Origin of the sequence: Nocardia sp. NPDC005366, assembly GCF_040606855.1 — a bacterium.
Classification (GTDB): domain Bacteria; phylum Actinomycetota; class Actinomycetes; order Mycobacteriales; family Mycobacteriaceae; genus Nocardia.
The window spans coordinates 117,175-141,361 of the sequence record NZ_JBEXFQ010000003.1; the positions used below are offsets into that span (position 1 = coordinate 117,175).

The window sequence follows — 24,187 nt, forward strand, 5'->3', positions numbered from 1 at the left end:
GCGCTCATGCGCCCTGTCCCTACGGTTGGCTCGCTGCGCTCACTCACGTGGGGTCAGTCTAGTGCCCGGAAGCGATCCACTTGCTGGGGCGTCGCCGGAGCGACGATATCGATGACTTCCAGGAGCGCGCCACGGGCCATCCGCCGCGGTTCCGGATCCATTTCGCTCAGTGCCGCGACCACGGCGCCGTCGACCACCGCGACCAGTCTGCGCAGTTGTTCGGGCCGAACGACGCGATCGGACCGGCGCAGCACATCGGCGAGGAGTTCGTCGAGTTGCGCGCGCAGGCGTAGTTGCACACCGCGTAGCTCCGGATGCCGCGCCGAGGCCACCGAGCGTTCGTAGCGGGCGATCAACTGCCCGCGCGCGCCCTCGTCCGCGCCGTCGACGCCGATCAGCAGATCGAGCACCAGATCAACGGTCGCCTCAGCGCCGCGACGGCGGTGACTCACCTCGCCGACACGGCGGCGCATCATGTCCAATTCAGCGTTGCCGCTGAATTCGACCGCGCGCGCGATCAGATCCTCCAGGGACTGGAAATAGTAGGTCGTGGACGCGAGCGGCAAATCAGCTCGCGTGGCGACCGAACGATGCCGTACCGCATCGAATCCGCCTTCGAGTAACAACTCGGCGGCGGCCGCTACCAGAGCCTGGCGACGCCGTTCGCCTTTCGGGGTCGTCGCGGTTATCACCGTGCCATCGTGCCAGTTGTCATCAGTTCATTCCGTGCGAATTCGAGAGTGGAAACCCAGCTACCGATTTTCTACCCCATCAACACGTCCCGTGGGACGGACTGTGGAAACTTGTTGCCGGGCATGGCCTTCGAGTACCTCGTCAGCCGCCCAGATAGCGGCCCAAACGTGTCAACGCCTCTTCTATGTCCGCGGTAGCCCCGGCAAATGAGAAGCGAACCGTCCGATGACCCGACGCGGTATCGAAATCGATGCCGGGCGCGAGGGCGACGCCGGTGTGCGCGAGCACCTGCGCACACCACGCGCGGGAGTCGTCGGTGAGATGACCGATGTCGGCGTAGGCGTAGAACGCGCCGTCGGCGGGGGCGAGGTCGGTGATGCCCAGTTTCGGCAGTCCGTCCAGCAGTAGCCGGCGGTTCGCCGCATAGCGCCGAACATGTCCGTCCAGTTCGCTTTTCGCGTCCGCGCCGAAGGCGTGCAGCGCCGCGTACTGTGATATCGCGGGCGGGCACACCGTCATATTCGATGCCAGCCGCTGCAATGCGGGACGCAGATCGGTCGGAGCGAGCATCCAGCCCAGCCGCCACCCGGTCATCGAGAAGTACTTCGACACCGATCCGATCACCACCGATTCCCGCGAGGTCTCCCACGCCGACGAGGTGCGGTCATCGGCAGCCGCGCTCTCGTAGGTGATGCCGTGATAGATCTCGTCGGAGATCAGCAGGGTGCCGTGCGCCTCGCACCACCGTGCCAGCGCGGCCAATTCGTCCGGGGCGATCATGGTCCCGGTCGGATTCGCCGGACTCGCGACCACCAGGCCCGCGGGCGGCTCCGGCAGCGCCTCCAACATCGCCACCGTCGGCTGAAACCGGGTGCCCGCACCACAATCCAGCTCGATCACCCGGCAGCCGAGAGCGGTGAGGCTGTTGCGGTAGGCCGGATAGCCCGGCCTGGCCACCACCACCGTGTCTCCCGGGTCGAAGGCGGCGAGGAAGATCAGCGTGAACGCGCCGGACGATCCCGTGGTCACCACCACCTCGTCCGGATCCACCCGGTATCCGTAGGTCTGCGTGTGGTGTTCCGCGATCGCCTCACGTAACGGCAGGATGCCGAAAGTTTCTGTGTAGCCCAATAATTCGGCGTCGATAGCGACCTTGGTCGCCCGCAGCACCGGCGCGGGCGCCGGTGTGGACGGCTGCCCAGCCGCCAGCACGAGCACGTCACCGTGCGTTCTTGCGCGCTCCGCGGCTGCCTTCCAGACATCCATCACGTAGAAAGGTGGGATGGTCGACCGGCGAGATTCTCGAGACACCCGGAAGACGGTAGACCCTCGCGCGCGACGGCACCCCGCCAACGCCCGGGTTGCCGCACACGTCCCCGGCATCGTTTACCTACCGGTTCGACCGGGTTAGGGTTCTGCGTAATGCTCGAAAAAGCTCGCCGCCTCGAAAAAGCTCGCCGCGTGGGGCTCGAACGAGTACGCGGGGTGGGCCGCATCGGCGTCATCCCGCGTGATCGGGGTGCCGCGCAGACACGACGACCGCGAGTGACCGGCGCGCGGTCGTGGCGCTGGGTCGGAACCCGACTGCGCGAACTGCGGCGACACGAACTGCGGCGACTATGTGAACCGCGCCGACACGAACTGCGGCGACTACGCGAACTCCGACAGCGACCGCGCCCCGATCTGCACGCACTGTGGCGGCGACAGCGTGATCGCGACTACCGCGCGCTGCTGCTACAGCACCGGGTGCTGCTCGTCGGAGTACTGGCGGTGGCCGTCTTCGCCGCAGCCGACTCCCCGTTCACGTGGGGCGTCACCGAGCGCACCCCCGGCCCGGGGGAAGCCCAGCGCGTCGCCTTCGCCTATCCCCAGCAACTCCAGTCGACCCCGCCCTCGGTACGCCGCTACCTCAACGCCATCGCCAACGGCGAACGCATCCGCGAACAAGCCGTCGTCGCCGCCGCCGCGCGCGCCACCCTCGAACGGGCGCGAGCCGAGGCCGCCGCCGCGGTGGCCGGTGAACGCCAACCGTGGATGTCGTCGGGAGCGGCACCGCTCTCGCCCGGCTCGATCCTGCCCGGCGCCGGGGGTTTCGTCCTACCCGCGATCGGCGCGTTCACCTCCGGATTCGGCTCCCGCTGGGGCACTTTCCACAACGGCATCGATATCGCCGCACCCATCGGCACCCCCATCTACGCCGTCGCCGCGGGCACCGTCATCGACGCGGGCCCCGCCCAGGGCTTCGGCCTGTGGGTGCGCATCAGGCACGACGACGGCACCATCACCGTCTACGGACACATGTACGACTTCTTCGTCTCCGTCGGCGAACGCGTCCCCGCCGGCATGCAGATCGCCCGCATGGGCAACCGAGGCGACTCCACCGGCCCCCACCTGCACTTCGAGGTGATCCAGGCCGGACAACACGTCGACCCGGCCGCCTGGCTCGCCCAACACGGGCTCGGGTTGTGATTCCGGCGGCCCGGGGGCCGCGGGTTCGCGTGAGGGCCGCTGGTCACCGTTGCCGGAAGTCGACCTCAGACCTCGATGCGGTCTTCCACCGCGGCGAGGCCGATATCCGTGCGGTAGTGGCTTCCGGGGAGTTTGATCCCGGTGATCCGTTCATACGCGGCGCGGCGCGCCTCGGCGAGATCCTCGCCGATGCCGACCACACTCAGCACCCGCCCACCGGCGGAGACCAGTGCGCCGTCGTCGCGCAATTGCGTACCCGCGTGCAGGACCGCCGACGATCCGTTCTGCGCGCTGTCTTCGGCGCCGGTGATCACGTCGCCGATGCGAGGCCGCCCCGGATAGTTCTCGGCGGCGACCACCACGGTGATGGCCGCGCCGTCACGCCAGCGCGGGGCGGCGACCTCGGCGAGCGTTCCGGTGGCGGTGGCGTTGAGCAGTTCCCCGAGCGGGCTCTCCAGCAGCGCCAGCACCGCCTGGGTCTCGGGATCGCCGAAGCGGCAATTGAATTCGATGACGGCCGGTCCGTCCGCACCGATCGCGAGCCCGGCGTAGAGCAGGCCGGAGAAGGCGTTGTCGCGCCGGACGAGTTCGGCGGCGACCGGCTTCACCACGTCGTCGACGATGGCGGTCAGCGTCTCCTCCGGCAGCCAAGGCAGCGGCGTATACGCGCCCATGCCACCGGTATTGGGCCCGGTATCGCCGTCGCCGACGCGTTTGTGGTCCTGGGCGGGCAGCAGCGGCACCACGGTTTCACCGTCGACCAGGCAGAACAGCGAGACTTCCGGCCCGTCGAGGAAGGATTCGAGCAGCACGGGGTGGCCCTGTTCCAGCAGCTCGGCGCCGTGGTCGCGGGCGGCCGAACGATCGCTGGTGACCACGACGCCTTTACCGGCGGCCAGGCCATCGTCCTTGACGACCCAGGTGGGCCCGAAGCGGTCGAGCGCGGCGTCGAGGTCGGCCGGGGTGTCGACGACCTCGCTGTGCGCGGTGCGGACCCCGGCGGCCGTCATGACATCCTTGGCGAAGGCTTTGGAACCCTCGATGCGGGCGGCGGCGGCCGACGGCCCGAAACAGGCGATGCCCGCCGCGCGGACGGCATCGGCGACGCCGAGGACCAGCGGCACTTCGGGTCCGATGACGACCAGATCCGCTTTCACCTCGACGGCTAGGGCGGCGACCGCCTCGCCGGAGGTCGGATCGACCGCGCGGGTCTGCGCGTGCTGGGCGATTCCGGCGTTACCCGGAGCCGCGACCAACGCGGTGATCGCGGGGTCCTTGCGGAGGGCGAGGACGAGGGCATGTTCACGGGCACCTGAGCCGATGACGAGTACGCGCACGGCCAACAGCTTAGGTGCAGCCCCCGCCGTCTCGAGTCGGAGCCCGTTACCAGCGAATGACGAGCGATCGACGTTTCGGCTAACAGTTCTGCGACGCGCTCGAAATCCGTTGTCGCCATTCACCCGTCGCAGCCCGGCGAAGAGGATGATGGAAGACGGTGTGGGCGTAGCGCCCACACCGTCCGCTGCCGGAGCGAGCCGAAGGGTGGGCCAGCGATGGGTCTTATCGATGGACTGATGGGAAACGCCGGACGAATCGATCCGGGACAGGCGCAACAGGAATACGCCAAGCTGCTCGGCAACGGCGAACAGATCTATTCGGCATATCTACTGGTCCGCGATGCCATGCTCTTCACCAACCGGCGTCTGATCCTGGTCGACAAGCAGGGGTTGTCGGGGCGCAAGGTCAGCTACCACAGCGTCCCGTACCGTTCCATCACACATTTCTCGGTGGAAACCGCGGGCACCTTCGACCTGGACGCCGAACTGGTCATCTGGATATCGGGCAGCGCCGAACCCTTACAGAAGCGTTTCAACCGTCAGGTCGACATCTACGAGGTCCAGGGCATCCTGTCGCATTTCGTCGCCGTGTGACAGCGTCGCGGGTGTGCGGGCGTCCCCGCGTGACGGCGTTGTAGCCTGCGGGCATGGCAACTGTCTTCAGCGCGATCATCGCAGGTGATATCCCCGGCCGATTCGTCTGGGAGGACGACGAATTCGTCGCTTTCCTGACCATCGCCCCCGTCACCGCCGGCCACACACTCGTGGTGCCGCGTGCGGAAATCGATCAGTGGCAGGACATCGACGGCGAGGTTTTCGCCCGACTCAACGCGGTGGCCCAGAAGATCGGGCAGGCGGTGCGTTCGGCGTGGGACGCGCCGAGGGCCGGGTTGCTCATCGCCGGGCTCGAGGTGCCGCATCTGCACGTGCACGTCTTCCCCGCGTTCTCGATGGGGAATTTCGATATCTCCGGCGCGGATCCGAATCCGTCGCCGGAATCCCTCGACGAGGCGCAGTCCAAGATCAAGCAGGCCCTGCGCGAGCTGGGTTACGGAGCGAACGTTCCGAACTGAGTTCGCATCCTCCACACGAAAGCCCTGTATCAGGATCGGATTCTCGGAACGGTTCCGAGACAGGGCTTTCGCGCTCTACCGCCCGGACGGCCGGGACCGGCGACACCGGGAGTCGTCATCGGTCGATGCTGGACATGTTCGCCTCGTCGTGGCGGGCCCCGACGGCCGGCGTGAGCCCGTCGAGACGCGCGAGCTGATCGTCGGAAAGAACGACGGCGTCGGCGGCGGTATTCTCCTCGACGCGGGCGACTCGGCGGGTGCCGGGGATGGGGGCGATATCGGCGCCCTTGGCGAGCAGCCAGGCCAGTGCGACCTGCGCCGGGGTAGCGCCGACCTCGTTTCCGACCGCCCTGACCTCGTCCACCAACCTCAGGTTCTGAGTGAATGCCTCCCCGATGAACCGCGGATTGGTCTTACGCCAGTCGTCGTCCGGAATGTCGGCGGGCGAGCGGAGTTGACCGGTGAGGAATCCGTGACCCAGCGGAGAGTAGGGCACGAACCCGATGCCGAGACTGCGCAACAGGGGAAGGAGTTCGTCCTCGGGGTCGCGGGTCCACAGCGAGTACTCGGTCTGCAGCGCAGCCACCGGGTGCACCGCGTGGGCACGGCGGATCGTCTCCGGCGAGGCCTCCGACAGCCCGATGTGCACAACCTTGCCTTCGTCAACCAGTTCGGCCAGCGCGCCGACGGTCTCCTCGATCGGCGTGCCGCGGTCGACGCGATGCTGGTAGTAGAGGTCGATCCGGTCGGTGCCCAGACGCCGCAGAGAACCTTCGACCGCGGCCTTCACGTTCGCCGCACTGCTGTCGACGGTGCCGGGCCCACCACCGGAATGCGAGACCAGGCCGAACTTCGTCGCGACGACAACCTCGTCGCGACGGCCGGCGATGGCCCGGCCGACGACCTCCTCACTATGGAAAGGACCGTAGATCTCGGCAGTATCGATATGGGTGACGCCAAGGTCGAGCGCGCGGTGAATGGTGCGAATCGACTCGGCGTCGTCCAGACCGCCGCCGGAAGTGTAGGTGCCTGCCATGGTCATGGCGCCAAGGCCGATCCTGGACACCTCCAGAGCGCCCAGAGAAGCGTGCTTCATTCGAATGACTCCTTCGTCGGGGGTGATGACAGGGAACGGCGAGGTCGTCCGCCGAGCGCGGGCCGCCTCGGCCTCGATATCCCTGACTCCAGCGAACACCGTGTTCCGCGGTCGAGACAGGGCCTGCCGATGGGGGCACTCACGGTGACCCCTCAGGCGTCCTGCCTGCCTCTACGCTCGATACCATGGACGAGAAGGAGGCGGCGCGCACAGCGGTCCGCGAATTCCTCAGCACGCGCCGCGACCGGGTATCACCCACCGACGTCGGCCTTCCATCGACAGGAACCCGGCGTCGTGTGAAGGGCCTGCGCCGCGAAGAGGTAGCTCTGCTGGCCGGTGTCAGCCCGCAGTACTACATCCGCCTCGAGCGTGGCACGGCTACCGGACCCTCACCCGGCGTCGTGGAGGCCATCGCCGCGGTACTGCGACTCGACGGCGACGAACGTGCCCATCTGGACCGGTTGCTCGCGGCACTCACCCCCGAGGCCCGTAAACGTCGCAAGGCCGCGGTCGCCCCGCTGGAGGAAACGGTCAGCCCCGGGATCCGAGTGCTGCTGGACTCGATGGGCCACCTGCCTGCCGTGGTGTTCAACAGTCGACTCGACATTCTCGCCGTCAACGATATCGGGCGGGCCCTCTACGCGACGCTGCTCGACATCGAACAGCCCGCGAACGCTGCGCGCTTCATGTTCCTGGACGAGCGCGCGGCCAGGGAACTCTTCCCCGAGTGGGAACGCATCGCCGACGATACGGTGTCCGTCCTGCGCATCGAGGCGGGGCGACACCCCGACGACCCGGAGTTGGTCGCCCTGATCGGCAAACTGTCCACCCACAGCCAGACATTCCGCACCCGCTGGGCCTCCAACGACGTCAAGACGCACAGGGCGGGCACCAAGATCTTCCGGCACCCCCTGATCGGACAGCTCACCCTGCCCTTCGAGACCCTCACCGTCGACGCGACAGGCGATCAGGTCATGACCGTGTTCACCCCGCGGCCGGGCTCACCGGAACACGATGCGATCCAACTGCTCGCCAGTTGGACCGCTCGCTCCTCGGACCCCGCGCAGGCCGAGACGTCGTCCGATACCTGAGCGGCATCGCCGAATACCCCGCGGATACGCGGGCGCGGAATGTGAAGGCGTTTGAGCCGCAACGGCATTGGTCGCGTATCTGCCGCGACCGTGGCCGAGACGCGAGAAAGGCCCCGACCTTCGGCCGGGGCCTGCTCACGAACGGAGCCCCCTGTCAGGATTGAACTGACGACCTTTCGCTTACAAGGCGAGTGCTCTACCACTGAGCTAAGGAGGCGGAAGCGGTACCAATCGCGACCGGGAGCCATCATAGCGGGGCACACCGATCGCGCGACACCGACTTACGGTGCCGCGCGATCGGCGGCAGAATCAGCTTTCCCGGCGCAGTATCGGATACCGCGGCTCAGGACTGGGCGCCCTGACGGGCCGCGTCATCGGCGGCCATCGCGTCCCGCAAACTCTTCGGACGCATATCGGTCCAATTCTTCTCTACGTACTCGACGCAGGCAGCGCGGCTGTCCTCGCCGAACACGACTCGCCATCCGGCCGGGACCTCCGCGAAGGCCGGCCACAGGGAATGCTGTTCCTCGTCGTTGACCAGGACGAAGAAGCGACCGTCTTCGTCATCGAAGGGGTTGGTGCTCAATTTCACCTCACTGGATACTGGCGCTGTGTACGGGGCGGCTCCTGGGACCGTCCGGCGCGGGGGCGTGCAGGCGCACGTTCCGCGCTCCGGATGACTCCCCGAGCGTTGTGTCGACCCTAGCAAGGGAGATGTTACGTGTCGGTGGTTACCTCGTCCTGGGGTTCATACGGCTCGGTCGGCGCCCCGGTTCACGCGGCGAAGAACTCGAGCAGAATCTTGTTCACCTCGTCCGGCTTCTCCAGGTATCCGAAGTGTCCGGCGTCGGGAATCTCCTGGTAGCGGGCACCGGGGATGGCCTCGGCGACCTCGCGCGAGAGGTAGGGCGGGATCATCCTGTCATCGGCGAATCCGATGGCGAGGCACGGCACGGTTATCGCACGGTACGCGGCGACCCGGTCGAAATCGTGGTTCATCCGGCGCTGGGCGCGGATACCGGGGGTCACCGGACCGCCGGTGAATTCGAACAGATCCAGCCAGTCCCGCGCCGCGTTGGGCTGCGCCATCGTCGCGGGCGACAGATTCATCACCGCGGTGACGGCGGCCTCGTACTTCGCCGGCATCTTCACCCCGCTCGCGTCCAGTTCGTGCTCGCCGAGGGACAGCGTCTTCTGGAACTGGTCGAGGCGTCCGTGACCGGCCATGAAAACGGCCTTGCGCACCAGGTCGGGCCGGGCAAGCGCCAGTTCCTGGGCCACCCGCGCGCCCATCGACGTCCCGACGACCAACGCCGGGCCTTCGCCGAGCAGTTCGATCAGCCCGGCGGTATCGCCGACCAGCTCATCGATGGTCATTCCCGACGGCGCTTCGAAGGAGGGGGCGATACCCCGGTTGTCGAAGGTGCACACCCGGTATCCGGCGGCGATCAGTGCGGGCACCTGGTGCAGTTCCCAGACCCGGCCTGGGCTGCCGGTGCCCATGATCATCACGACGAGTGGCGCCCCGCCCTTCACGTCCGAGCCCTTGGCGCGATCACCCTTGACCTGATAGTTGAGGGATATCCCGTTCACCGTGGCCAGCGGCATTATCGACCCTTTCGTGGAGTTGGTGCTGACTGCCTGGCGCGACCTGCGTACGGTCGCCACAGCCGTGCTCCCACGGTATAGCCAGGGGACGCACGGCGCACCGAGCCGGGTACTCGAGGTATCCGGGTGCGGCGCGACCACACCTGAGCCATATACCATTGACTATTCGCACGTACGAGCGTAATGAGCCGGGAGGACATAGAGATGGCCGCGAAGGGCAGCGCGAACGATATCGCGGACGATGACCTGGAACCACTCGCCGATGAGACCGCCCGTCAGGCCCAGCGCGTCGTCGCCGCGTACGCGGAGGACGCCGACGAGTGCCGCATGTTGCTGTCGATGCTCGGCATCGGCCCCAACGGCCGGGGCGAGTAACCGAAACCCGCTCGACGACAACGGCGCCGTCGACGACACCTGACAACTCCAGACGGGATCAGCGACGTACACCGCACGGTGCGCCGGGCCCGGAGGCGGGCGCTCGCGCAGCACCGCGAACGCCGCCAATCGAATAAGGATGCGTGAGTGGACCAGATGACCGACCAGCCGTCCGACGACTCCGAGCTCGCTTCGCCCGACGACCACTCCCAGGACGTGGCGTCACGGGGGGAAACGATCGAAACCGACGGGGCCGGTTCCGGTTTCGTCGTTGTGGCCAATCGGCTACCGGTTGACCTCGAGCGACTCCCCGATGGTTCGACCCGGTGGAAACGCAGCCCGGGCGGCCTGGTCACCGCGCTGGAACCGGTTCTGCGCAACAACAAGGGGGCGTGGGTCGGCTGGGCGGGAGTTCCCGACGCCGACCTCGAGCCGATCATCGAAGACGGCCTGGAACTGCACCCGGTGACGCTGTCGGGGCAGGAGGTGGCCGACTACTACGAAGGTTTCTCCAACGGCACCCTGTGGCCGCTCTACCACGACGTCATCGTGCGCCCGACCTACGACCGCGCCTGGTGGGCCGCCTATGTCACGGTGAACCGCCGCTTCGCCGAGGCCACCGCCAAGGTGGCCGCCGAGGGCGCGACGGTCTGGGTGCAGGATTACCAGCTGCAACTGGTGCCCAAGATGCTGCGCATGCTGCGCCCCGATCTGACCATCGGATTCTTCCTGCATATTCCGTTCCCCCCGGTCGAATTGTTCATGCAGATGCCGTGGCGGACCGAGATCATCGAGGGTCTGCTCGGCGCCGATCTGATCGGCTTCCATTTGCCCGGCGGCGCGCAGAACTTCCTGTATCTGGCCCGGCGCCTGGCCGGCCAGCCCACCTCGCGCGGCGCCGTCGGCGTTCGCTCCAAACTCGGTGTGGTCCAGGTCGGCTTCCGTACCGTGCGGGTCGGCGCGTTCCCGATCTCGATCGCCTCGGCCGAGATGGACGAGAATTCCCGGCGCAGGTCGGTGCGCGAGCGGGCCGCGAAAATCCGTGCGGAACTGGGTAATCCGAAGAATATCCTGCTCGGCGTCGACCGTCTCGATTACACCAAGGGCATCGATATCCGGCTCAACGCGCTGGAGGAACTGCTGGTCGACGGCCGGGTCGATCCCACCGAAACCGTCATGGTGCAGTTGGCGACCCCGAGCCGCGAGCGCGTCGAGAGCTATATCCAGATGCGCGGCGATATCGAACGCCAGGTCGGCCGGATCAACGGCGAATTCGCCCGGGTCGGCTACCCGGTGGTGCACTACCTGCACCGCCCCATCCCGCGCGAGGAATTGATCGCGTTCTTCGTGGCGGCCGACGTCATGCTGGTCACCCCCTTGCGGGACGGCATGAATCTGGTCGCCAAGGAGTACGTTGCCTGTCACAGCGGACTCAACGGCGCCCTGGTTCTCAGCGAATTCACCGGCGCCGCAGCGGAATTGCGCCAGTCCTACCTGTGCAACCCGCACGATCTGGACAGCGTGAAAGACGCGATCGTCTCCGCGCTGGAGGACGACCGCGACACCAAGCGTCGCCGCATGCGTTCGCTGCGCCGTCAGGTGCTCGCCCACGATGTGGACCGCTGGGCTCGCGCCTTCCTCGAAGCCCTCGCCCAGGATCAGGTCGCGGGCAGCGCGCTGCTCACCGACGACGACGTCTACCCGGAATCGCGGTCACCACGACGCTGAATTCGACGGCGGCGTGATTCGACGGCGTTATTCGAGGGCGGCGTTATTCAAAGGCGGCGTTCACAGCGATCACCCAGGAAAGGTCCAGTGAGTTCCCAGTCCCCTACCGCAGGATGGTTGACATGACTGGTGCGTCCACGGAACAGAAACCCGAGGCCAGGGTGCTGGTCGTGGACGACGAGCCGATGATCGTCGAACTGTTGTCGGTGAGCCTGCGCTATCAGGGTTTCGCGGTGGACACCGCGGCCGATGGAGCGCAGGCGCTGGACAAGGCGCGCGCCTTCCGGCCGCAGGCGCTCATCGTCGACGTCATGATGCCGGGTATGGACGGGTTCGGCCTGCTGCGCAGGCTGCGGGCCGACGGTATCGACGCGCCGGTGCTGTTCCTCACCGCACGCGACGAGGTGCAGGACAAGGTCGCCGGGCTCACCCTCGGAGCCGACGACTACATCACCAAACCCTTCAGCCTGGAGGAGGTGGTGGCCCGGCTGCGGGTGGTGTTGCGCCGCGCCGGCCACGCCGCGCCGGAGCCGAAGAGTCCACGGCTCCGGTTCGAGGACATCGAACTCGACGACGACACGCACGAGGTGTGGAAGGCGGGGGAACCGGTCGCGCTGTCCCCCACCGAATTCACGCTGCTGCGCTATTTCATGGTCAACGCGGGCACCGTGCTGAGCAAACCGCGCATCCTGGATCACGTGTGGCGCTACGACTTCGGCGGCGAGGTCGGCGTGGTGGAGACCTACGTGTCCTATCTGCGCAAGAAGGTCGACACCGAACAGCGGCTGATCCACACGCTGCGCGGCGTCGGCTATGTCATGCGCGCCGCCCGCCCGGCCGGGCAGTGAGCGAGAACGGCCCCGCACGACGCCAGCGCGCGGCGAAAAGCGGTCCCGGCCGGTCGCGGGTGGCCTGGCAGCGTGTGCGCGACGGGTTGGCGGCCGTACCGCTGCGCATCACGCTGGTACTCGCTTTGGTGGTGCTCGCGGGTCTCGGTCTGCTGATCTCCGGCACGCTGGTGACCTCCGGACTCGAGCAGTCGCTCACCAGTCGCACCGACCAGCAGTTACGCGAAGGCGCGCTGGAATGGTCGCGACGGCTGCGTCCGCCCGCGCCGAGCGCACAGCCACCGGATTCGCACCATCCGCCGAGTCAGTTCTACGTGAAGGCGCAGAGCAGCGGGGACGCTGCGCAGATGGCGGTGCAGATCGATGTCAAAGCGTTCGGTGTCGACGCCGAACCCGCGTTACCGGACATCCCGAGCGCGCTGCCCGCGAATACCCGTATCGCCGTCACCGGGCCGACGACGGTCGGTTCGGTCGGGGGCTCCCCGATCCAGTGGCGGACGCTGACGCTGCGCACCCAGGACGACGTCACCACGGTCGCGCTGCCGCTGACCCAGAACAACGACACCGTGCACCGCCTGGTCGTGCTGCAATTGGCGGTCGGCGTCGCGGTGCTGGCGGTGCTCGCGGTGGCCGCGTATTTCGCGATCCGGCGCAGCCTGCGCCCGCTGCGCCGGGTCGAGAACATCGCCGCGGCCATCGCCCGCGGCGATCTGCATCGCCGGGTTCCGGTGCGCGGCACCAATACCGAGGTGGATCGCCTGTCGCGCTCGCTGAACGGCATGCTCGCCCAGATCCAGTCGGCGTTCAAGGCGACCGAGGCGTCCGAGGCCGCGGCCAGGCGATCCGAGGCGAAGATGCGGCGTTTCGTCGCCGACGCCAGTCACGAATTGCGCACTCCGCTCACGACCATCCGCGGCTTCGCCGAACTCTATCGGCAGGGCGCGACCACCGATCCCGCGCTGTTCATGGACCGGATCGAGAGTGAGGCCCAGCGGATGGGCCTGCTGGTGGAGGATCTGCTGATGCTGGCCCGCCTCGATGCCCAGCGCCCGCTCGAACGCGGCCAGGTGGATCTGCTCGCCGTCGCCAGCGATGCCGTGCACAATGCCCGCGCTGTGGTCGCCGCTGCCGCGCCGGAGCACCCGCGACGGATCGAATTGGAACTCCGTCCCGGCGAGGGCACATTGGAGGTTTCCGGTGATGCGGAACGATTGCGTCAGGTGCTGGCCAATCTGCTGAACAACGCCCTCACCCACACCCCGGCCGACGCCGATGTCACCGTACGGCTGACACCCGCCGAAGACGAGGTGCGACTCGAGGTCGCCGATACCGGTCCCGGCCTGCCCGAGGAGGAGGCCGCGCGGGTATTCGAACGGTTCTACCGCACCGATACCTCGCGCACCCGCGCCAGCGGCGGCACCGGACTCGGCCTCTCGATCGTGCAGGCGCTGGTCACCGCGCACGGCGGAACCGTCACGGTCGACAGCGTCCAGGGCGAAGGCACCACCTTCACCGTCGCGCTCCCCCGCGACTGACCGAGCGGGCAGCGCCTACACCGGGTTGACGGAATCGACCAGCCAGCGATCGCCGGTCTTGTCCAGCGTGACGCGCACCCGACTGCCCGTGGTCGTGCCCTGCGGGGTGTCCTTGCTCGTGGTCACCTGATTGAGAAACAGCAGCACGACGACGTGGTCGCGGTCGGCCTCGACCACGCCACCGGCCTGCGTGGTCGCCTTGACGGTGAGCTGCTTGTCCTTGGCCCCCGGCGCGATGGCCTGGGTGATCAACTTCAGGTAGTCCTCGCGAAAAGTCGCCGACAGATTGTCGGCGGCCTTCGGCAATTCGGTGTCGACGGTGCCGTAGTCGTAGGTGAACATGGCCGATACCGCACGATCGGCGGCGGTCACCGCTTCTTCGCGCGCGACCTCGGTCCGCTCGTGGTCCCAATACCGGAATCCGTTGACGCCGAGGACGATCACGGCCGCGGCGACGAGCACGCCCGCGACGCCCGCGACGACCCAGCCGAACCTTCCAGATATGACTCTCATGCCACGAACTCCACTTTCGAGGCGGTGAGACCGGAATCGCCCCTGGTCACGGTGACCCGGAAACGGTAGTACCGCGTCTGCGGCTCGGCCTGGCCCGCATTGGTCAACGTCTGCTTCGCCGCGACGAGCACCTGGGCCGAATCCTCGTCATCGGTCTGGATCGCGGCATCGACGACCTCGCCGTTGGAGACGACCTTCGCCTGCTGCACGATGCTCATGAAAGGATCGACGCGGCCGTCGAATTCATTCTTGAACTGCCCCGAAGCCATCGACAGAATCCTGTCGATATCCTCCTTGGCGGAATCCGCCCTGATGGTGGTCAGGTTCAGCACCGCTTGGCGCGCGGTCTGCAGATATTCGGCGCGCCGATCGTCGCGCTGGTTCCCCTCATGCGCCAGGTACGTCACCGTTCCCGCGCCGATCACCGTGAGCACCGCGAGAAGCGCGGCGGCCACAGCAGCGGCGATAGGCCATGCTCGGCGTTTCGGTTTCGCGACCGCTCCGGCATCGGAGGTGTCGACGGCTTCCTGGGCAGACTTCGTCGCGTCCTTGCCGAGGTCGACGCTGGTTGCGGTATCGACGACTCCCGCGTCCACCACGTCCTTTTCCACGCTGTCCGCCGCGGCGGCTTCGCCCGGTTTCGGCGCGACGTCGTTGCCCGACTTACTCATCGCTACGGCGTGCACCGGCGCCTTCTTCACCGTCGCGCCCGTGCTCGACGCTTCGATACCGGCCGCGTCCCCCTCGACCGGAGGCCCTACCGAACGGACCGCTCGCCTGCGCACGCGGTGGTTATCGCCATTGATGTCACTCATCGGATACCCCCCGCGAAACCGGTGGAGAGGTAACGGCGGTTACATGTTCCGCTGGTTCTCGACATACGTCTGACCACTTCCTGGGTTGTTCCGTCGAGGGTTGCGAGGGGTGATTCCGGCTGTGGCAGGGCGGGGCCACACTCGCCCGCTAACGTTGCTGCTCCTCGAGCATCGCGCGCCAGCTCGACGGTACCGTGCCCGAACCGCCCGGGCCGACATCGCCCTGACGGTAGGTGCGGCCGTCCGGGCCGATGTACACGCCGTTCGACGGGTCATATGACCTGGCCGCCGCCGGTGTGCGGTACGAGGCGGGCGCGGTCGGCGTCTCGTCGGGCGTCTCGGCGCTCGCGGGCGCCACCGGCTGGACGGGTCCGAACGGCGGATTGTTGCCCTGGGGGACGAATCCGGTCCGGCACAGCTCCGGCGTCGGCGCGCGCACGCCGGGGAATTCCGCGCACGGGGTATTCCTGATGCCGCGCACCTCGATCGGCGAATCCTGCGGCACCTTGCAGTACAGGCCGGGCGGGGTGTCGACGGAATCCAATTCGCTCGGCGATCGCCATTCGCTCGCGGGCAGGAAGCCCGTGGTGCAGGCGGGCGGATCGTTGACTACGGCCATGAAGTCGACCATCGCGCCGTATCTGGCGGGCCCTCGGATGATCGTGCGCAACGCAGCGATCAGCGGCGGGAAGACCACGAGAAGTTGTTCGAGACCCGCGTGATAGGTGACGCCGACCTGGCCGAGACTGACCAGATTGGTCAGCAGCAGCGGCAGTGTCGGTCGCAGCGACTCGAACTGTTCGGTGACCCGCCGCATCGCCGACGGCCCGTCTTGCAGCAGGCTTCGCAGTGACGGATCGTGCGCCCGCAGGGTATCGGTGACCGTCGCGAGATCATGGGTCCACGAACGGATCGCGGCATCGGATTCGACCTGGGTGTCCAGCAGCGGGCCGAGCTGATCGAGCAGCTGTTTGGTCGGTCCGGTGTTGTCCTCGGCCTCCTGCACCAGCAGCGAGGCGGAGTCGATGAAACGTTGCAGATCCGGGCCCGCGCCGTTGAACGCGCGGAAAGCCTCGTCGATCACCTGGCGCAGCCGCGTGTCGGCCACACTGGACAGCAGCCGGTCGGCCTGGTCGAGCAGCGAACCGACATCCTGCGGCAGTGCGGTGCGCTGCACGGGAATCACCGAGCCGTCGGACAGATTGCCGCCCTTGGGCTGATCGGCCGGGATCAGATCGACATACTGCTCGCCGATCGCGGAGACGCTGCGCACCCAGGCATCCACATCGGCGGGGATCTTGTAACTGCTGTCGATGGAGAGTTTCGCCTCGACGCCCTCGTCGGTCAGCACCACATCCTTCACGACACCGACATTCGTGCCCCGATAGGCGACATTGGCCTGCTGGTACAGCCCACCCGTCGCCGCGAGTTGCACGGTCACGTCATAGCGTCCGATGCCGAACATGGCCGGCACCTTCACGTAGACACCACCCATCACGACCAGGCCGATCACCGTGAGCACGGCGAAGATCGTCAGCTGGGCGCGGACGAACTTGGTGAGCGTCATCGGCCCGTACCCCCTTGTGGCGCGGCATTTCCGGGCAGCGGAACGGTCAACCCGGGAATGGCGGGCAGACCGGGAATGGGCGGCAGACCTGGCAGCGTCGGTGCCGCACCCGCATCGGGCGTGGTCAGCAGAGGCCCGGTCGCGGGATTACCGCCCTGGGCGGCGGAATCGGGTGCGAAACTGCCGATCACGCCCTCGACGCCGCCGAAGCGTCCGCCGAGCGGGGTTCCGGTCAGCCAGTTGGAATCCAGCCTGCGCCCGGTCATATCCACCGTGATGAACAGGTTCAAGTAGTCGCCCTTGATCGCGTTGCCGAGGTTCTTGATCGGGAACGGGAAGGTGGGCAGGATCTTCAAGGACTCGATGAGGTTGACGCCGGTGTCGGCCAGGGTCCGCAGCACCGGGGACAGACTGCGCAGATTCGCCTTCAGATCCTCGCCGCTCTCGGTGACGATGCGGTCGGCCACATCGCTGAGTTCGCCGAGGGAATTCACCGCCGCCGTGATGTTCGCGGTGCGGTCGGCCAGCACGGTCAGCGCGGGATGGATCTGCTCGATCGCCCTGGCCACGACGTCGCGCTGATCGGCGAATTGCCCACCGAGACGGTCCAATCCGCTCATGGCCGCGATGATGTCCTCGCGCTGCTGGTCGAGGCCGGTGGCCAGGGTAGCCAGTTGCGGCAGCAGATCGCGGATATCGTCCTCGCGGCCGGTCAGCGCGGTATTCAATTCGCGGGTGATGGTTTCCAGCTGCGAGATGCCGCCGCCGTTCAGGACCACCGACAGCGAGGAGAGCACCTGTTCGGTGGTCGGGTAGGCCCCGGCTCGTTCCAGCGGGATGACGTCGCCGCTGCGCAATTCGCCCACCGGGGCCGCGTTCTCGGGCGGACCGAGTTCGATGTGGTTACTGCCGAGCAGGCTGGTCTGCCCGATCTTCGCCACCGCGTTCGCGGGGAGTCGGACATCGCGTTGCAGCGAAACGGTGACCAGCGCGTGCCAGTCCTGCACCTCGATACCGGTGACCGTGCCGACCGCGACATCGTCGACCCGGACGGGCGAATTCTTGGTCAGCGTGGTGACATTCGGCATCTGGATCTGGATCTCGTAGCCGTCGGTTCCCTCGGTGCCCGGCAGCGGAAGCGAGTTCAACCCGTCCCATTCGCAGCCGGAGACCGCGAGTGTCGCCGCCAGACCTACGGCGAATACGGCCAGCCGCCGCATCGAACGCGGGCGCGTCATCGCTCTCCTCCCGGAATAGCCAGACCGGAAACCCCGTTCGGCACGGTCACCCGCGTCGAGCTCCGATCGGCCAGGCTCGGTTCGCTGTAGACGATCTGATCGGGGAACGCGTGCACGCCGGTGGCCGGATTCAACATGATGGGCGCGTAATTCATGGCGAGCGAGCTGATCACCGGCGCCAGGTACTGCGCGCACAGGTCGGCGCTGCGGTCGGACTGGTCGTATTCCAGCGCCCGCACCGAACCGCACAGGAAGCCGAGCGGATCGGCCGTGTTGTTCAGCGAGATCGCGCCGGTGAGCGTGCCCTGCGCCGGCTTGTAGATCTGGTAGAAGTTCACCAGCGCGGTCGGCCCCGAATGCAGCACCCGTTCCAGTTCGGGACGCTTGTCCACCAGCAGTTGCGTGACGTCGCTCAGCCGCTCGACGCCTTCGGTGAGTTCGGCCCCGCTGCCGTCGAGGAATCGCTTCACATCCGCGAGCGCGATATCCAGATTATCCAGTCCCGCACCGAGATCGGCCGAGGTGTCGCCGAGCACTTCCGACACCGAGGCGAGTCTGCTGCCGAACTGCACGATCTGCTCGTTGCTGCCGGAGAGCACCTCGACGAATTTCTGCAGATTGCGGATTGTGCCGAACAGGTCGGTGCGACCGTCGGAGAGCGTATTCAGGGTCGCGGCCAGTTCCCGCAGGGTGTCACGAAATTTCTGGCCGTTGCCGTCCAGATTGTCGGCCGCGGTATCGATGAGGCGACCGAAGGAACCCTGCTTGTCGTCGCCGACCGGGCCGAGCGCGGTCGCCAGTTTGGACAGTTCGGCCTTGATGTCGTCCCATTCGACCGGGATCGCGGTGCGCTCGATCGGAATGCGGTCGCCGTCGGCCATTTTCGGGCCGCCGGTGTAGGCGGGGGCCAACTGGATGAACCTGGCCGAGACCAGGGAGGGCGAGATGATCACCGCGCGGGCGTCGGCGGGGATGTCGATGCCACGGTCGAGCGTCACTGTGACGCGTACCTGATCGCGGCCGGGCTCGATCTCGTCGATCCGGCCGACCTTGACGCCGAGGACGCGCACATCGTCGCCCACGTAGAGGGCGCTCGTCGACGGGAAAAAGGCGGTGATCGTGGTCTTGCCGATCCTGGTGATACCGGTGTACGCGCCGAACGCCACCAGCGCGACCACCAGCACACCCGCCAGGATCAATAGCCAGCGCGGCAGGTCGCGAACTCCGTTCAGCTTGCTCATCGCGGTGGATCCTCTTCCGATGGCCCGATCGACGGCGGCGCCGGGTGGGTGAAAATATTGCGCAGATCTTCGGGGAGATGTTCCGGCCACACCAGGGCGTCGACCAGCGGCCGCAACTCGGTACTGGTGGCGTTCACGACGTAGGCGTTGAACCAGGGGCCGTTGCCGACCTGTTCGCCCAGCGCCGCCGCGTACGGTCCGACACTGTCGAGCGCCTGACTCAGATTCTGCTTATTGTGCTGGAGCAGGTTGAGCACCGAGTTCAGCCGGTCCAGCGCCGATTTCAGCAGGGGCTCGTTATCGGCGACCAGGCCGGACAGCTGCTGCGCTACCTGGTTCACGTAGACGATGAGCTGCCCGATCGCGCCGCGGCGGCGTTCCAGCTCACCGAGCAGATTGTTGCCGTCCAACAGCAGCGTATTGATCTGGTTACTACGGTCGGCCAGGATTCTGGTGACGCTCTGGGCCCTGGTCAGCAGATCCGACAGCGCTTGGTCGCGCGCGTTGATACTGCGTGACAACGCGGTGACCCCGTCGAGCGCGGCCCGCAGCGGCGCCGGGGTTTCGGCGAAAGTCTCCGACAGCACGTCGAGTGTTTCGTCGACCTTTTGCATATCCAGGCCCCCGACGGTGCGGCCGAGATCGCCGAGCGCGTCGTTGAGCGAATACGGGGAGGTGGTGCGCTCGAGCGGGATCGTGTCGTCCACGCGCAGCGCGCCGGACCCCTCGGGGGTCACCTCGAGCGATTTGCGGCCGAGCAGCGTATTGGTCTTGACCGCCGCTGACGTCTTCTCGCCGAGGACGATCGACTCGTCGAGGCTGAAGCGCACCAGCACCTTGGCGCCGTCGAGTTCGACATCCTCGACACGACCGCTGCGCACACCGGCGACCTGTACCGGATCGCCGGGTACGAGCCCGCCCGCGTCGGTGAAGAACGCCGTGAAGGTCGCGCCGCCGCGAATGAAGGGCAGCCGGTCGAATTGCAGGGCGGACAGGGCGATCGCGAGGCCGACGACGATGCCGACGACGCCGATGGTGATGGCGGGCGAACGCTTCTCACTCATTGGGCGTACACCTTCCTGTTGCCTGCAGACCCGGCATCTTGACCTCGAGGGTTTCCCCGTTCGGGCCGTCCACCAGGAAATTCGTCCCGCAGACGTAGAGCTGTAGGAAGGAGCCGTAGGCGCCGATGCGGATGAGCTTCTTATAGGTGTCGGGCAGCCGTTCGAGCACCCACTGCAGGGTGTCGGAGCCATTGTCGAGATTGGTGGCGAGCCGGCCGGTCTGCTCGATGGTGCCGCGCAGATCCGGACGGGCCGTCGCCAGCAGATCGGTCAGATCCCTTGTGGCCCCCGCGATCCGGGGCAGCGCGGCGCCGATCGGATCGCGGTCGGCGGCCAGGCCGCTGACCAGGCGCTGCAATTCGTCCAAGGTGGTGGCGAATTGGTCGCCGCGCTCATCGATCGTCTTCAACACCGTGTTCAGATTATTGATGACGCTGCCGATCAACTCGTCGCGTTCGGAGAGCGTCTTGGTGAAGGAACCGCCGCTGTTGAGCAATTGGACCAGCGTGCCGCCCTGCCCCTGGAAGATCCGCAACAGCGCACTGGTCAGATCGTTCACCTGAGCCGGGTCCAGACCTCGCAGCAGCGGTTTGAAGCCGCCGAGCAACAGATCCAGATCCAGTGCGGGCGAAGTCTTCTCGGTGCCGATGGTCGCGCCGGAGCGCAGTTTGTCGGCCGAGCCTGGCCCCTCCATGAGTTCCAGGTACCTGTCGCCGACCAGATTCTCGTATTTGATGGCCGCGCGAGTGCTCGTAAGCAGTGTGTATTTGCGGTCGACGTCGAATTCGACGTGCGCGAGATAATCCTTGCCCACCTGGACCGACGTCACCGAACCCACGGGCACACCGGCGATACGCACCTTCGCGCCGGGCAGCATCCCCGAGGAACTGGTGAACACGGCGTGGTAGCCGTGCTCGCGCGCGAAGCGCACCTGACTGAAGACGATGGCGAGACCTGCGAAAACCAAGGCCATCACCAGGGTGAAGATGGTCAGCTTGATTGTCGTCGCGGTGTTCTTCACAGCTTGTCCACCCCCGGCAGCCCGGCGAAGAGCAACTGGAACACCTTCGGCCCCTCGTTGAATGTCGTCGGGCCGGTACTCGGCTTGTACGGCGCGCCCTGGCTGGTATCGGTGACGAGGTAGTCGGAGTGGCTCTCGGGCACCCTGTCGACGACGCCCTCGCACCGTGGGCCGCCGGTGGCGTTCACCTTCGGCAGATCATCCGGGTAGGTGTAGGGTTTGGCGCCCCACATGAAGTTGGTATTCATTCCGATGCCGGGCACGATGCCGCCGAAAACCTCCTCGGCCAAGGGCATCAATCCGCCGAGACCTGTGATCACACAGCCGAGCGCCGGTGCGTACTCGTCGAGCACAGCGGTCGTCGGGCGCAGCAGATCCAGCGCGGTGACGAGGTTGTTCTCGTTCTGGCGCAGCACCGCACCCGTGGTGTCGGCCAGCCCGATCACATTGGTGAGCACCGCGTCGAGGTTGTCCTGCTCGTCGACAAAGGTGCGGCCGGTGAGCGTGGCATTGTCCAACGTGCGCAGCAGGTCGCTCGACGCATCGGCGTAGATGCCGGTGACCTGGCTCGTCGTGTTCAGATCCCGTCGCAATGTCGGCAGGTAGGGGTTTATCTCGCGCAGGTAGGCGTCGCTGCGGGAGAGCAACTCGCCGAGCTTCTCGCCGCGCCCCTCCAGCGCGGTACCGACCGCGGTCAGGGTGGCGTTCAGCTTTTCCGGGTCGATCTGGGCGAGCACGTCGGACAGGTGCTGGAACAGGGTGTTGAATTCGACGGTCACCCTGGACGCGGACACCGTGGAGCCGGGTTTCAGTGAGGTCGAGGCGGGGGCGTCGGGAATGACGAAGTTGACGTACTTCGCGCCGAACACCGTGGTCGATCTGATGTCGACAGCCGCGTTGGACGGCACAAGCTTCAACTTGTCCGGCGACACCTCGAGACGCAGCCGCGCGCCGCTGTCGGTGTATTCGACCGAGGCCACCCGGCCGATCTCGACCCCGCGCACCTTCACTTTGGCATCGGTGTCGAGGACCAGACCGCTGCGCGGCGCCTCGACGAGAATTCTCGAGGTCGGGGTGAACCCCCCGACGAACATGACCATCGCGACGGCGACCATGGCGACCATGGCGAGCACCATCGCCAGACCGGCCAATTTCAGTCCGAGCCCGCCGCTCAACGCGCGCTTCAGACCATTTTCTGAGTGCTTCGAATCCGCCATTTTTCGCTTACCCGGAGAGATGGAAGTTGCCGGAGGTGCCGTAGATGGCCAGCGAGATCAGCAGGGTCACCGTGACCACCGCGACCAGCGAGGACCGCACCGCGTTGCCGACCGCGATACCGACGCCGACCGGGCCGCCCGCGGCGTTGTAGCCGTAGTAGGTATGGATCATCATGACCGCGAGGGCCATGAAGATCGCCTGAGCGAATGACCAGAGAATATCGCTCGGAATCAGGAACGTGGAGAAATAGTGGTCGTACACGCCCGCCGATTGACCGTAGATGACGACGGTGGCGAATCGGGCCGCGAGGAACGAGGCGATCACGGCCAGCGCGTAGAGCGGGACGATCGCGATCATCCCGGCCAGCACTCTGGTGCCGACCAGATACGGGATCGGCCGGATCGCCATGGATTCCAGCGCGTCGATCTCCTCGGCCACCCGCATCGCGCCGAGTTGGGCGGTGGAGCCGGCGCCGATGGTCGCGGCCAACCCGATCCCCGAGATCACCGGCGCCGCGATGCGGACGTTGATGAAGGCGGAGAAGAATCCGGTGAGCGCCTCGACGCCGATATTGCCCAGTGAGCTGTAGCCCTGCACGGCGATGGTGCCGCCCGCGAACAGCGTGAGGAATCCGACGATCACCACGGTGCCGCCGATGACGGCCAGCGCGCCGGAGCCCATGCTGATCTCGGCGATCAGCCGGATGGTCTCGGTGCGGTAGTGCCGCAGCGCACGCGGTATGGAAGCAATGGTCTGCGCGTAGAACACCGCTTGTCTGCCGAGCGAATCGAACGAATCGGAGAACCGGCGCACGCGCCGCAGCGTCTTCGGGAAACGGGATTGGATCACCTGGGCCATCGGGTCACCGCACCGTGAACTTGATGCCGACCGCGGTGACCACCACGTTGACCACGAACAGGGCCATGAAGGCGAAGACGACGGTCTGGTTCACCGCATCACCGACACTTTTCGGACCACCCTTGACATTCAGGCCCAGGTAACAGGCCACCAGTCCGGCGATCAGCCCGAACAGACCGGCCTTGACCTCGGAGATGACCAGTTCCGGCAGGTGGGTCAGCAGCGTGATGCCGTTGACGAAGGCGCCGGGGTTCACGTCCTGCAGCAGTACCGAGAACAGGAAGCCGCCGACGATGCCGATGGTGCAGACCAGGCCGTTCAGCATGAGCGCCACGAACATGGAGGCGAGCACGCGGGGCACGACGAGGCGCTGCACCGGGTCGATGCCGAGTACCCGCATGGCATCGATCTCTTCGCGGATCGTTCTCGCCCCGAGATCGGCGCAGATCGCGGTGGCGCCCGCACCGGCGACGATCAGCACGGTGACGATCGGACCGACCTGGGTGACGGAACCGAAGGCGGCGCCGGCACCGCTGAGATCGGCGGCGCCGATCTCGCGCAGCAGAATATTCAGCGTGAAGCTCACCAGCACGGTGAACGGGATCGCGACCAGCAGGGTCGGCACGAGAGACACCCGCGCGATGAACCAGGACTGATCGATGAACTCACGCGCTTGAAAGGGCCTGCGGATGCTCGCACGGGCGACGTCGGCGGTGAGTTCGAAGAACCCTCCGACCGCCCGCAACGGCACGGCAAGGACCTCGTTCATCCGCGATCCTCCTTGCTCAACGTGCTCGTG

The 24,187-nt window shown here is 66.7% G+C and carries 24 protein-coding genes and 1 tRNA gene; 8 read left to right on the forward strand and 17 right to left on the reverse strand.

Annotation, left to right across the window (positions count from 1 at the left end; genetic code table 11):
- Nucleotides 1-53: 53 nt before the first annotated feature.
- Together ABZS43_RS04895 and ABZS43_RS04900 are read right to left on the reverse strand one after the other, a co-directional pair.
- Entirely contained in the window at nucleotides 54-692 is a 639-nt protein-coding gene (locus ABZS43_RS04895) for a TetR family transcriptional regulator (protein ID WP_355034485.1), read from the reverse strand.
- A 142-nt stretch (nucleotides 693-834) separates the two neighbouring features.
- Nucleotides 835-2,004, reverse strand: a complete 1,170-nt coding sequence (locus tag ABZS43_RS04900) for a pyridoxal phosphate-dependent aminotransferase (protein ID WP_355034486.1) — start codon at nucleotides 2,002-2,004, stop codon at nucleotides 835-837.
- Between the two features lie 111 nt (nucleotides 2,005-2,115).
- Here ABZS43_RS04900 and ABZS43_RS04905 point away from each other — a divergent pair, with 111 nt between their 5' ends.
- Complete coding sequence (locus ABZS43_RS04905; RefSeq protein ID WP_355034487.1) at nucleotides 2,116-3,162, forward strand: M23 family metallopeptidase; 1,047 nt, start codon at nucleotides 2,116-2,118, stop codon at nucleotides 3,160-3,162.
- Between the two features lie 65 nt (nucleotides 3,163-3,227).
- Here ABZS43_RS04905 and purD read toward each other — a convergent pair whose 3' ends face one another.
- Nucleotides 3,228-4,499 carry a phosphoribosylamine--glycine ligase gene (gene purD, locus ABZS43_RS04910; RefSeq protein WP_355034488.1) on the reverse strand — a complete coding sequence of 424 codons (1,272 nt, stop codon included), beginning with the start codon at nucleotides 4,497-4,499 and terminating at the stop codon, nucleotides 3,228-3,230.
- A gap of 216 nt (nucleotides 4,500-4,715) precedes the next feature.
- Between purD and ABZS43_RS04915 the strand changes: the two genes are divergently transcribed.
- Together ABZS43_RS04915 and ABZS43_RS04920 are read left to right on the forward strand one after the other, a co-directional pair.
- Nucleotides 4,716-5,093 carry a PH domain-containing protein gene (locus tag ABZS43_RS04915; protein ID WP_355034489.1) on the forward strand — a complete coding sequence of 126 codons (378 nt, stop codon included), beginning with the start codon at nucleotides 4,716-4,718 and terminating at the stop codon, nucleotides 5,091-5,093.
- A 53-nt stretch (nucleotides 5,094-5,146) separates the two neighbouring features.
- On the forward strand, nucleotides 5,147-5,572 hold the full coding sequence (locus ABZS43_RS04920) for an HIT family protein (protein WP_355034490.1): 426 nt from the start codon (nucleotides 5,147-5,149) through the stop codon (nucleotides 5,570-5,572).
- Between the two features lie 115 nt (nucleotides 5,573-5,687).
- Here the strand turns inward: ABZS43_RS04920 and ABZS43_RS04925 are convergent, their stop codons facing one another.
- Nucleotides 5,688-6,668, reverse strand: coding sequence for an aldo/keto reductase (locus ABZS43_RS04925; RefSeq protein WP_355034491.1), 981 nt, complete (start codon nucleotides 6,666-6,668; stop codon nucleotides 5,688-5,690).
- 185 nt (nucleotides 6,669-6,853) lie between these two features.
- Between ABZS43_RS04925 and ABZS43_RS04930 the strand changes: the two genes are divergently transcribed.
- Nucleotides 6,854-7,759, forward strand: a complete 906-nt coding sequence (locus tag ABZS43_RS04930) for a helix-turn-helix transcriptional regulator (RefSeq protein ID WP_355034492.1) — start codon at nucleotides 6,854-6,856, stop codon at nucleotides 7,757-7,759.
- A 145-nt stretch (nucleotides 7,760-7,904) separates the two neighbouring features.
- On the opposite strand, the gene ABZS43_RS04935 is transcribed toward ABZS43_RS04930, so the two are convergent.
- The 3 genes from ABZS43_RS04935 to ABZS43_RS04945 all read right to left on the reverse strand — a co-directional run bounded on the left by ABZS43_RS04935 (nucleotide 7,905) and on the right by ABZS43_RS04945 (nucleotide 9,367).
- Nucleotides 7,905-7,976: transfer RNA gene (locus tag ABZS43_RS04935), tRNA-Thr, on the reverse strand.
- Nucleotides 7,977-8,102: 126 nt separating this feature from the next.
- Nucleotides 8,103-8,345 (reverse strand): MbtH family protein, encoded by a 243-nt coding sequence (locus ABZS43_RS04940; protein WP_011207082.1) that lies wholly within the window; start codon nucleotides 8,343-8,345, stop codon nucleotides 8,103-8,105.
- 188 nt (nucleotides 8,346-8,533) lie between these two features.
- Nucleotides 8,534-9,367: an alpha/beta hydrolase gene (locus ABZS43_RS04945; protein WP_355034493.1), complete on the reverse strand. Its 834-nt coding sequence runs from the start codon at nucleotides 9,365-9,367 to the stop codon at nucleotides 8,534-8,536.
- 183 nt (nucleotides 9,368-9,550) lie between these two features.
- On the opposite strand from ABZS43_RS04945, the gene ABZS43_RS04950 reads away from it, so the two are divergent.
- From ABZS43_RS04950 to ABZS43_RS04965, 4 genes are all read left to right on the forward strand, one after another.
- Nucleotides 9,551-9,742, forward strand: coding sequence for a hypothetical protein (locus tag ABZS43_RS04950; RefSeq protein ID WP_355034710.1), 192 nt, complete (start codon nucleotides 9,551-9,553; stop codon nucleotides 9,740-9,742).
- 156 nt (nucleotides 9,743-9,898) lie between these two features.
- Nucleotides 9,899-11,470 (forward strand): trehalose-6-phosphate synthase, encoded by a 1,572-nt coding sequence (locus tag ABZS43_RS04955; protein WP_355034692.1) that lies wholly within the window; start codon nucleotides 9,899-9,901, stop codon nucleotides 11,468-11,470.
- Nucleotides 11,471-11,592: 122 nt separating this feature from the next.
- Entirely contained in the window at nucleotides 11,593-12,318 is a 726-nt protein-coding gene (locus ABZS43_RS04960) for a response regulator transcription factor (RefSeq protein WP_355034494.1), read from the forward strand.
- A 59-nt stretch (nucleotides 12,319-12,377) separates the two neighbouring features.
- Nucleotides 12,378-13,853, forward strand: a complete 1,476-nt coding sequence (locus ABZS43_RS04965; RefSeq protein WP_355034693.1) for a HAMP domain-containing sensor histidine kinase — start codon at nucleotides 12,378-12,380, stop codon at nucleotides 13,851-13,853.
- Nucleotides 13,854-13,868: 15 nt separating this feature from the next.
- On the opposite strand, the gene ABZS43_RS04970 is transcribed toward ABZS43_RS04965, so the two are convergent.
- The 10 genes from ABZS43_RS04970 to ABZS43_RS05015 all read right to left on the reverse strand — a co-directional run bounded on the left by ABZS43_RS04970 (nucleotide 13,869) and on the right by ABZS43_RS05015 (nucleotide 24,157).
- Nucleotides 13,869-14,366 carry a h domain protein gene (locus tag ABZS43_RS04970; RefSeq protein ID WP_355034495.1) on the reverse strand — a complete coding sequence of 166 codons (498 nt, stop codon included), beginning with the start codon at nucleotides 14,364-14,366 and terminating at the stop codon, nucleotides 13,869-13,871.
- Nucleotides 14,363-15,181 (reverse strand): hypothetical protein, encoded by an 819-nt coding sequence (locus ABZS43_RS04975; protein ID WP_355034496.1) that lies wholly within the window; start codon nucleotides 15,179-15,181, stop codon nucleotides 14,363-14,365. Before ABZS43_RS04975 ends, ABZS43_RS04970 begins: the two co-directional genes overlap by 4 nt.
- Nucleotides 15,182-15,329: 148 nt before the next feature.
- Nucleotides 15,330-16,748, reverse strand: a complete 1,419-nt coding sequence (locus tag ABZS43_RS04980) for an MlaD family protein (RefSeq protein WP_355034497.1) — start codon at nucleotides 16,746-16,748, stop codon at nucleotides 15,330-15,332.
- Nucleotides 16,745-17,986 (reverse strand): MCE family protein, encoded by a 1,242-nt coding sequence (locus tag ABZS43_RS04985; protein ID WP_355034498.1) that lies wholly within the window; start codon nucleotides 17,984-17,986, stop codon nucleotides 16,745-16,747. The genes ABZS43_RS04980 and ABZS43_RS04985 overlap by 4 nt, the downstream gene beginning before the upstream one ends.
- Nucleotides 17,983-19,227 carry an MCE family protein gene (locus ABZS43_RS04990; protein ID WP_355034499.1) on the reverse strand — a complete coding sequence of 415 codons (1,245 nt, stop codon included), beginning with the start codon at nucleotides 19,225-19,227 and terminating at the stop codon, nucleotides 17,983-17,985. Before ABZS43_RS04990 ends, ABZS43_RS04985 begins: the two co-directional genes overlap by 4 nt.
- Nucleotides 19,224-20,291 carry an MCE family protein gene (locus tag ABZS43_RS04995; protein WP_355034500.1) on the reverse strand — a complete coding sequence of 356 codons (1,068 nt, stop codon included), beginning with the start codon at nucleotides 20,289-20,291 and terminating at the stop codon, nucleotides 19,224-19,226. Before ABZS43_RS04995 ends, ABZS43_RS04990 begins: the two co-directional genes overlap by 4 nt.
- Entirely contained in the window at nucleotides 20,284-21,312 is a 1,029-nt protein-coding gene (locus ABZS43_RS05000) for an MCE family protein (protein WP_355034501.1), read from the reverse strand. Before ABZS43_RS05000 ends, ABZS43_RS04995 begins: the two co-directional genes overlap by 8 nt.
- The gene (locus tag ABZS43_RS05005; protein WP_355034694.1) at nucleotides 21,309-22,448 is read right to left on the reverse strand and encodes an MCE family protein; all 1,140 of its coding nucleotides are present in this window, start codon (nucleotides 22,446-22,448) and stop codon (nucleotides 21,309-21,311) included. The genes ABZS43_RS05000 and ABZS43_RS05005 overlap by 4 nt, the downstream gene beginning before the upstream one ends.
- A gap of 88 nt (nucleotides 22,449-22,536) precedes the next feature.
- A complete protein-coding gene (locus ABZS43_RS05010) occupies nucleotides 22,537-23,388 on the reverse strand; it encodes an ABC transporter permease (RefSeq protein WP_355034502.1) in 852 nt (283 codons plus the stop codon).
- 4 nt (nucleotides 23,389-23,392) lie between these two features.
- Nucleotides 23,393-24,157, reverse strand: a complete 765-nt coding sequence (locus tag ABZS43_RS05015; protein WP_355034503.1) for an ABC transporter permease — start codon at nucleotides 24,155-24,157, stop codon at nucleotides 23,393-23,395.
- Between the last annotated feature and the right edge of the window lie 30 nt (nucleotides 24,158-24,187).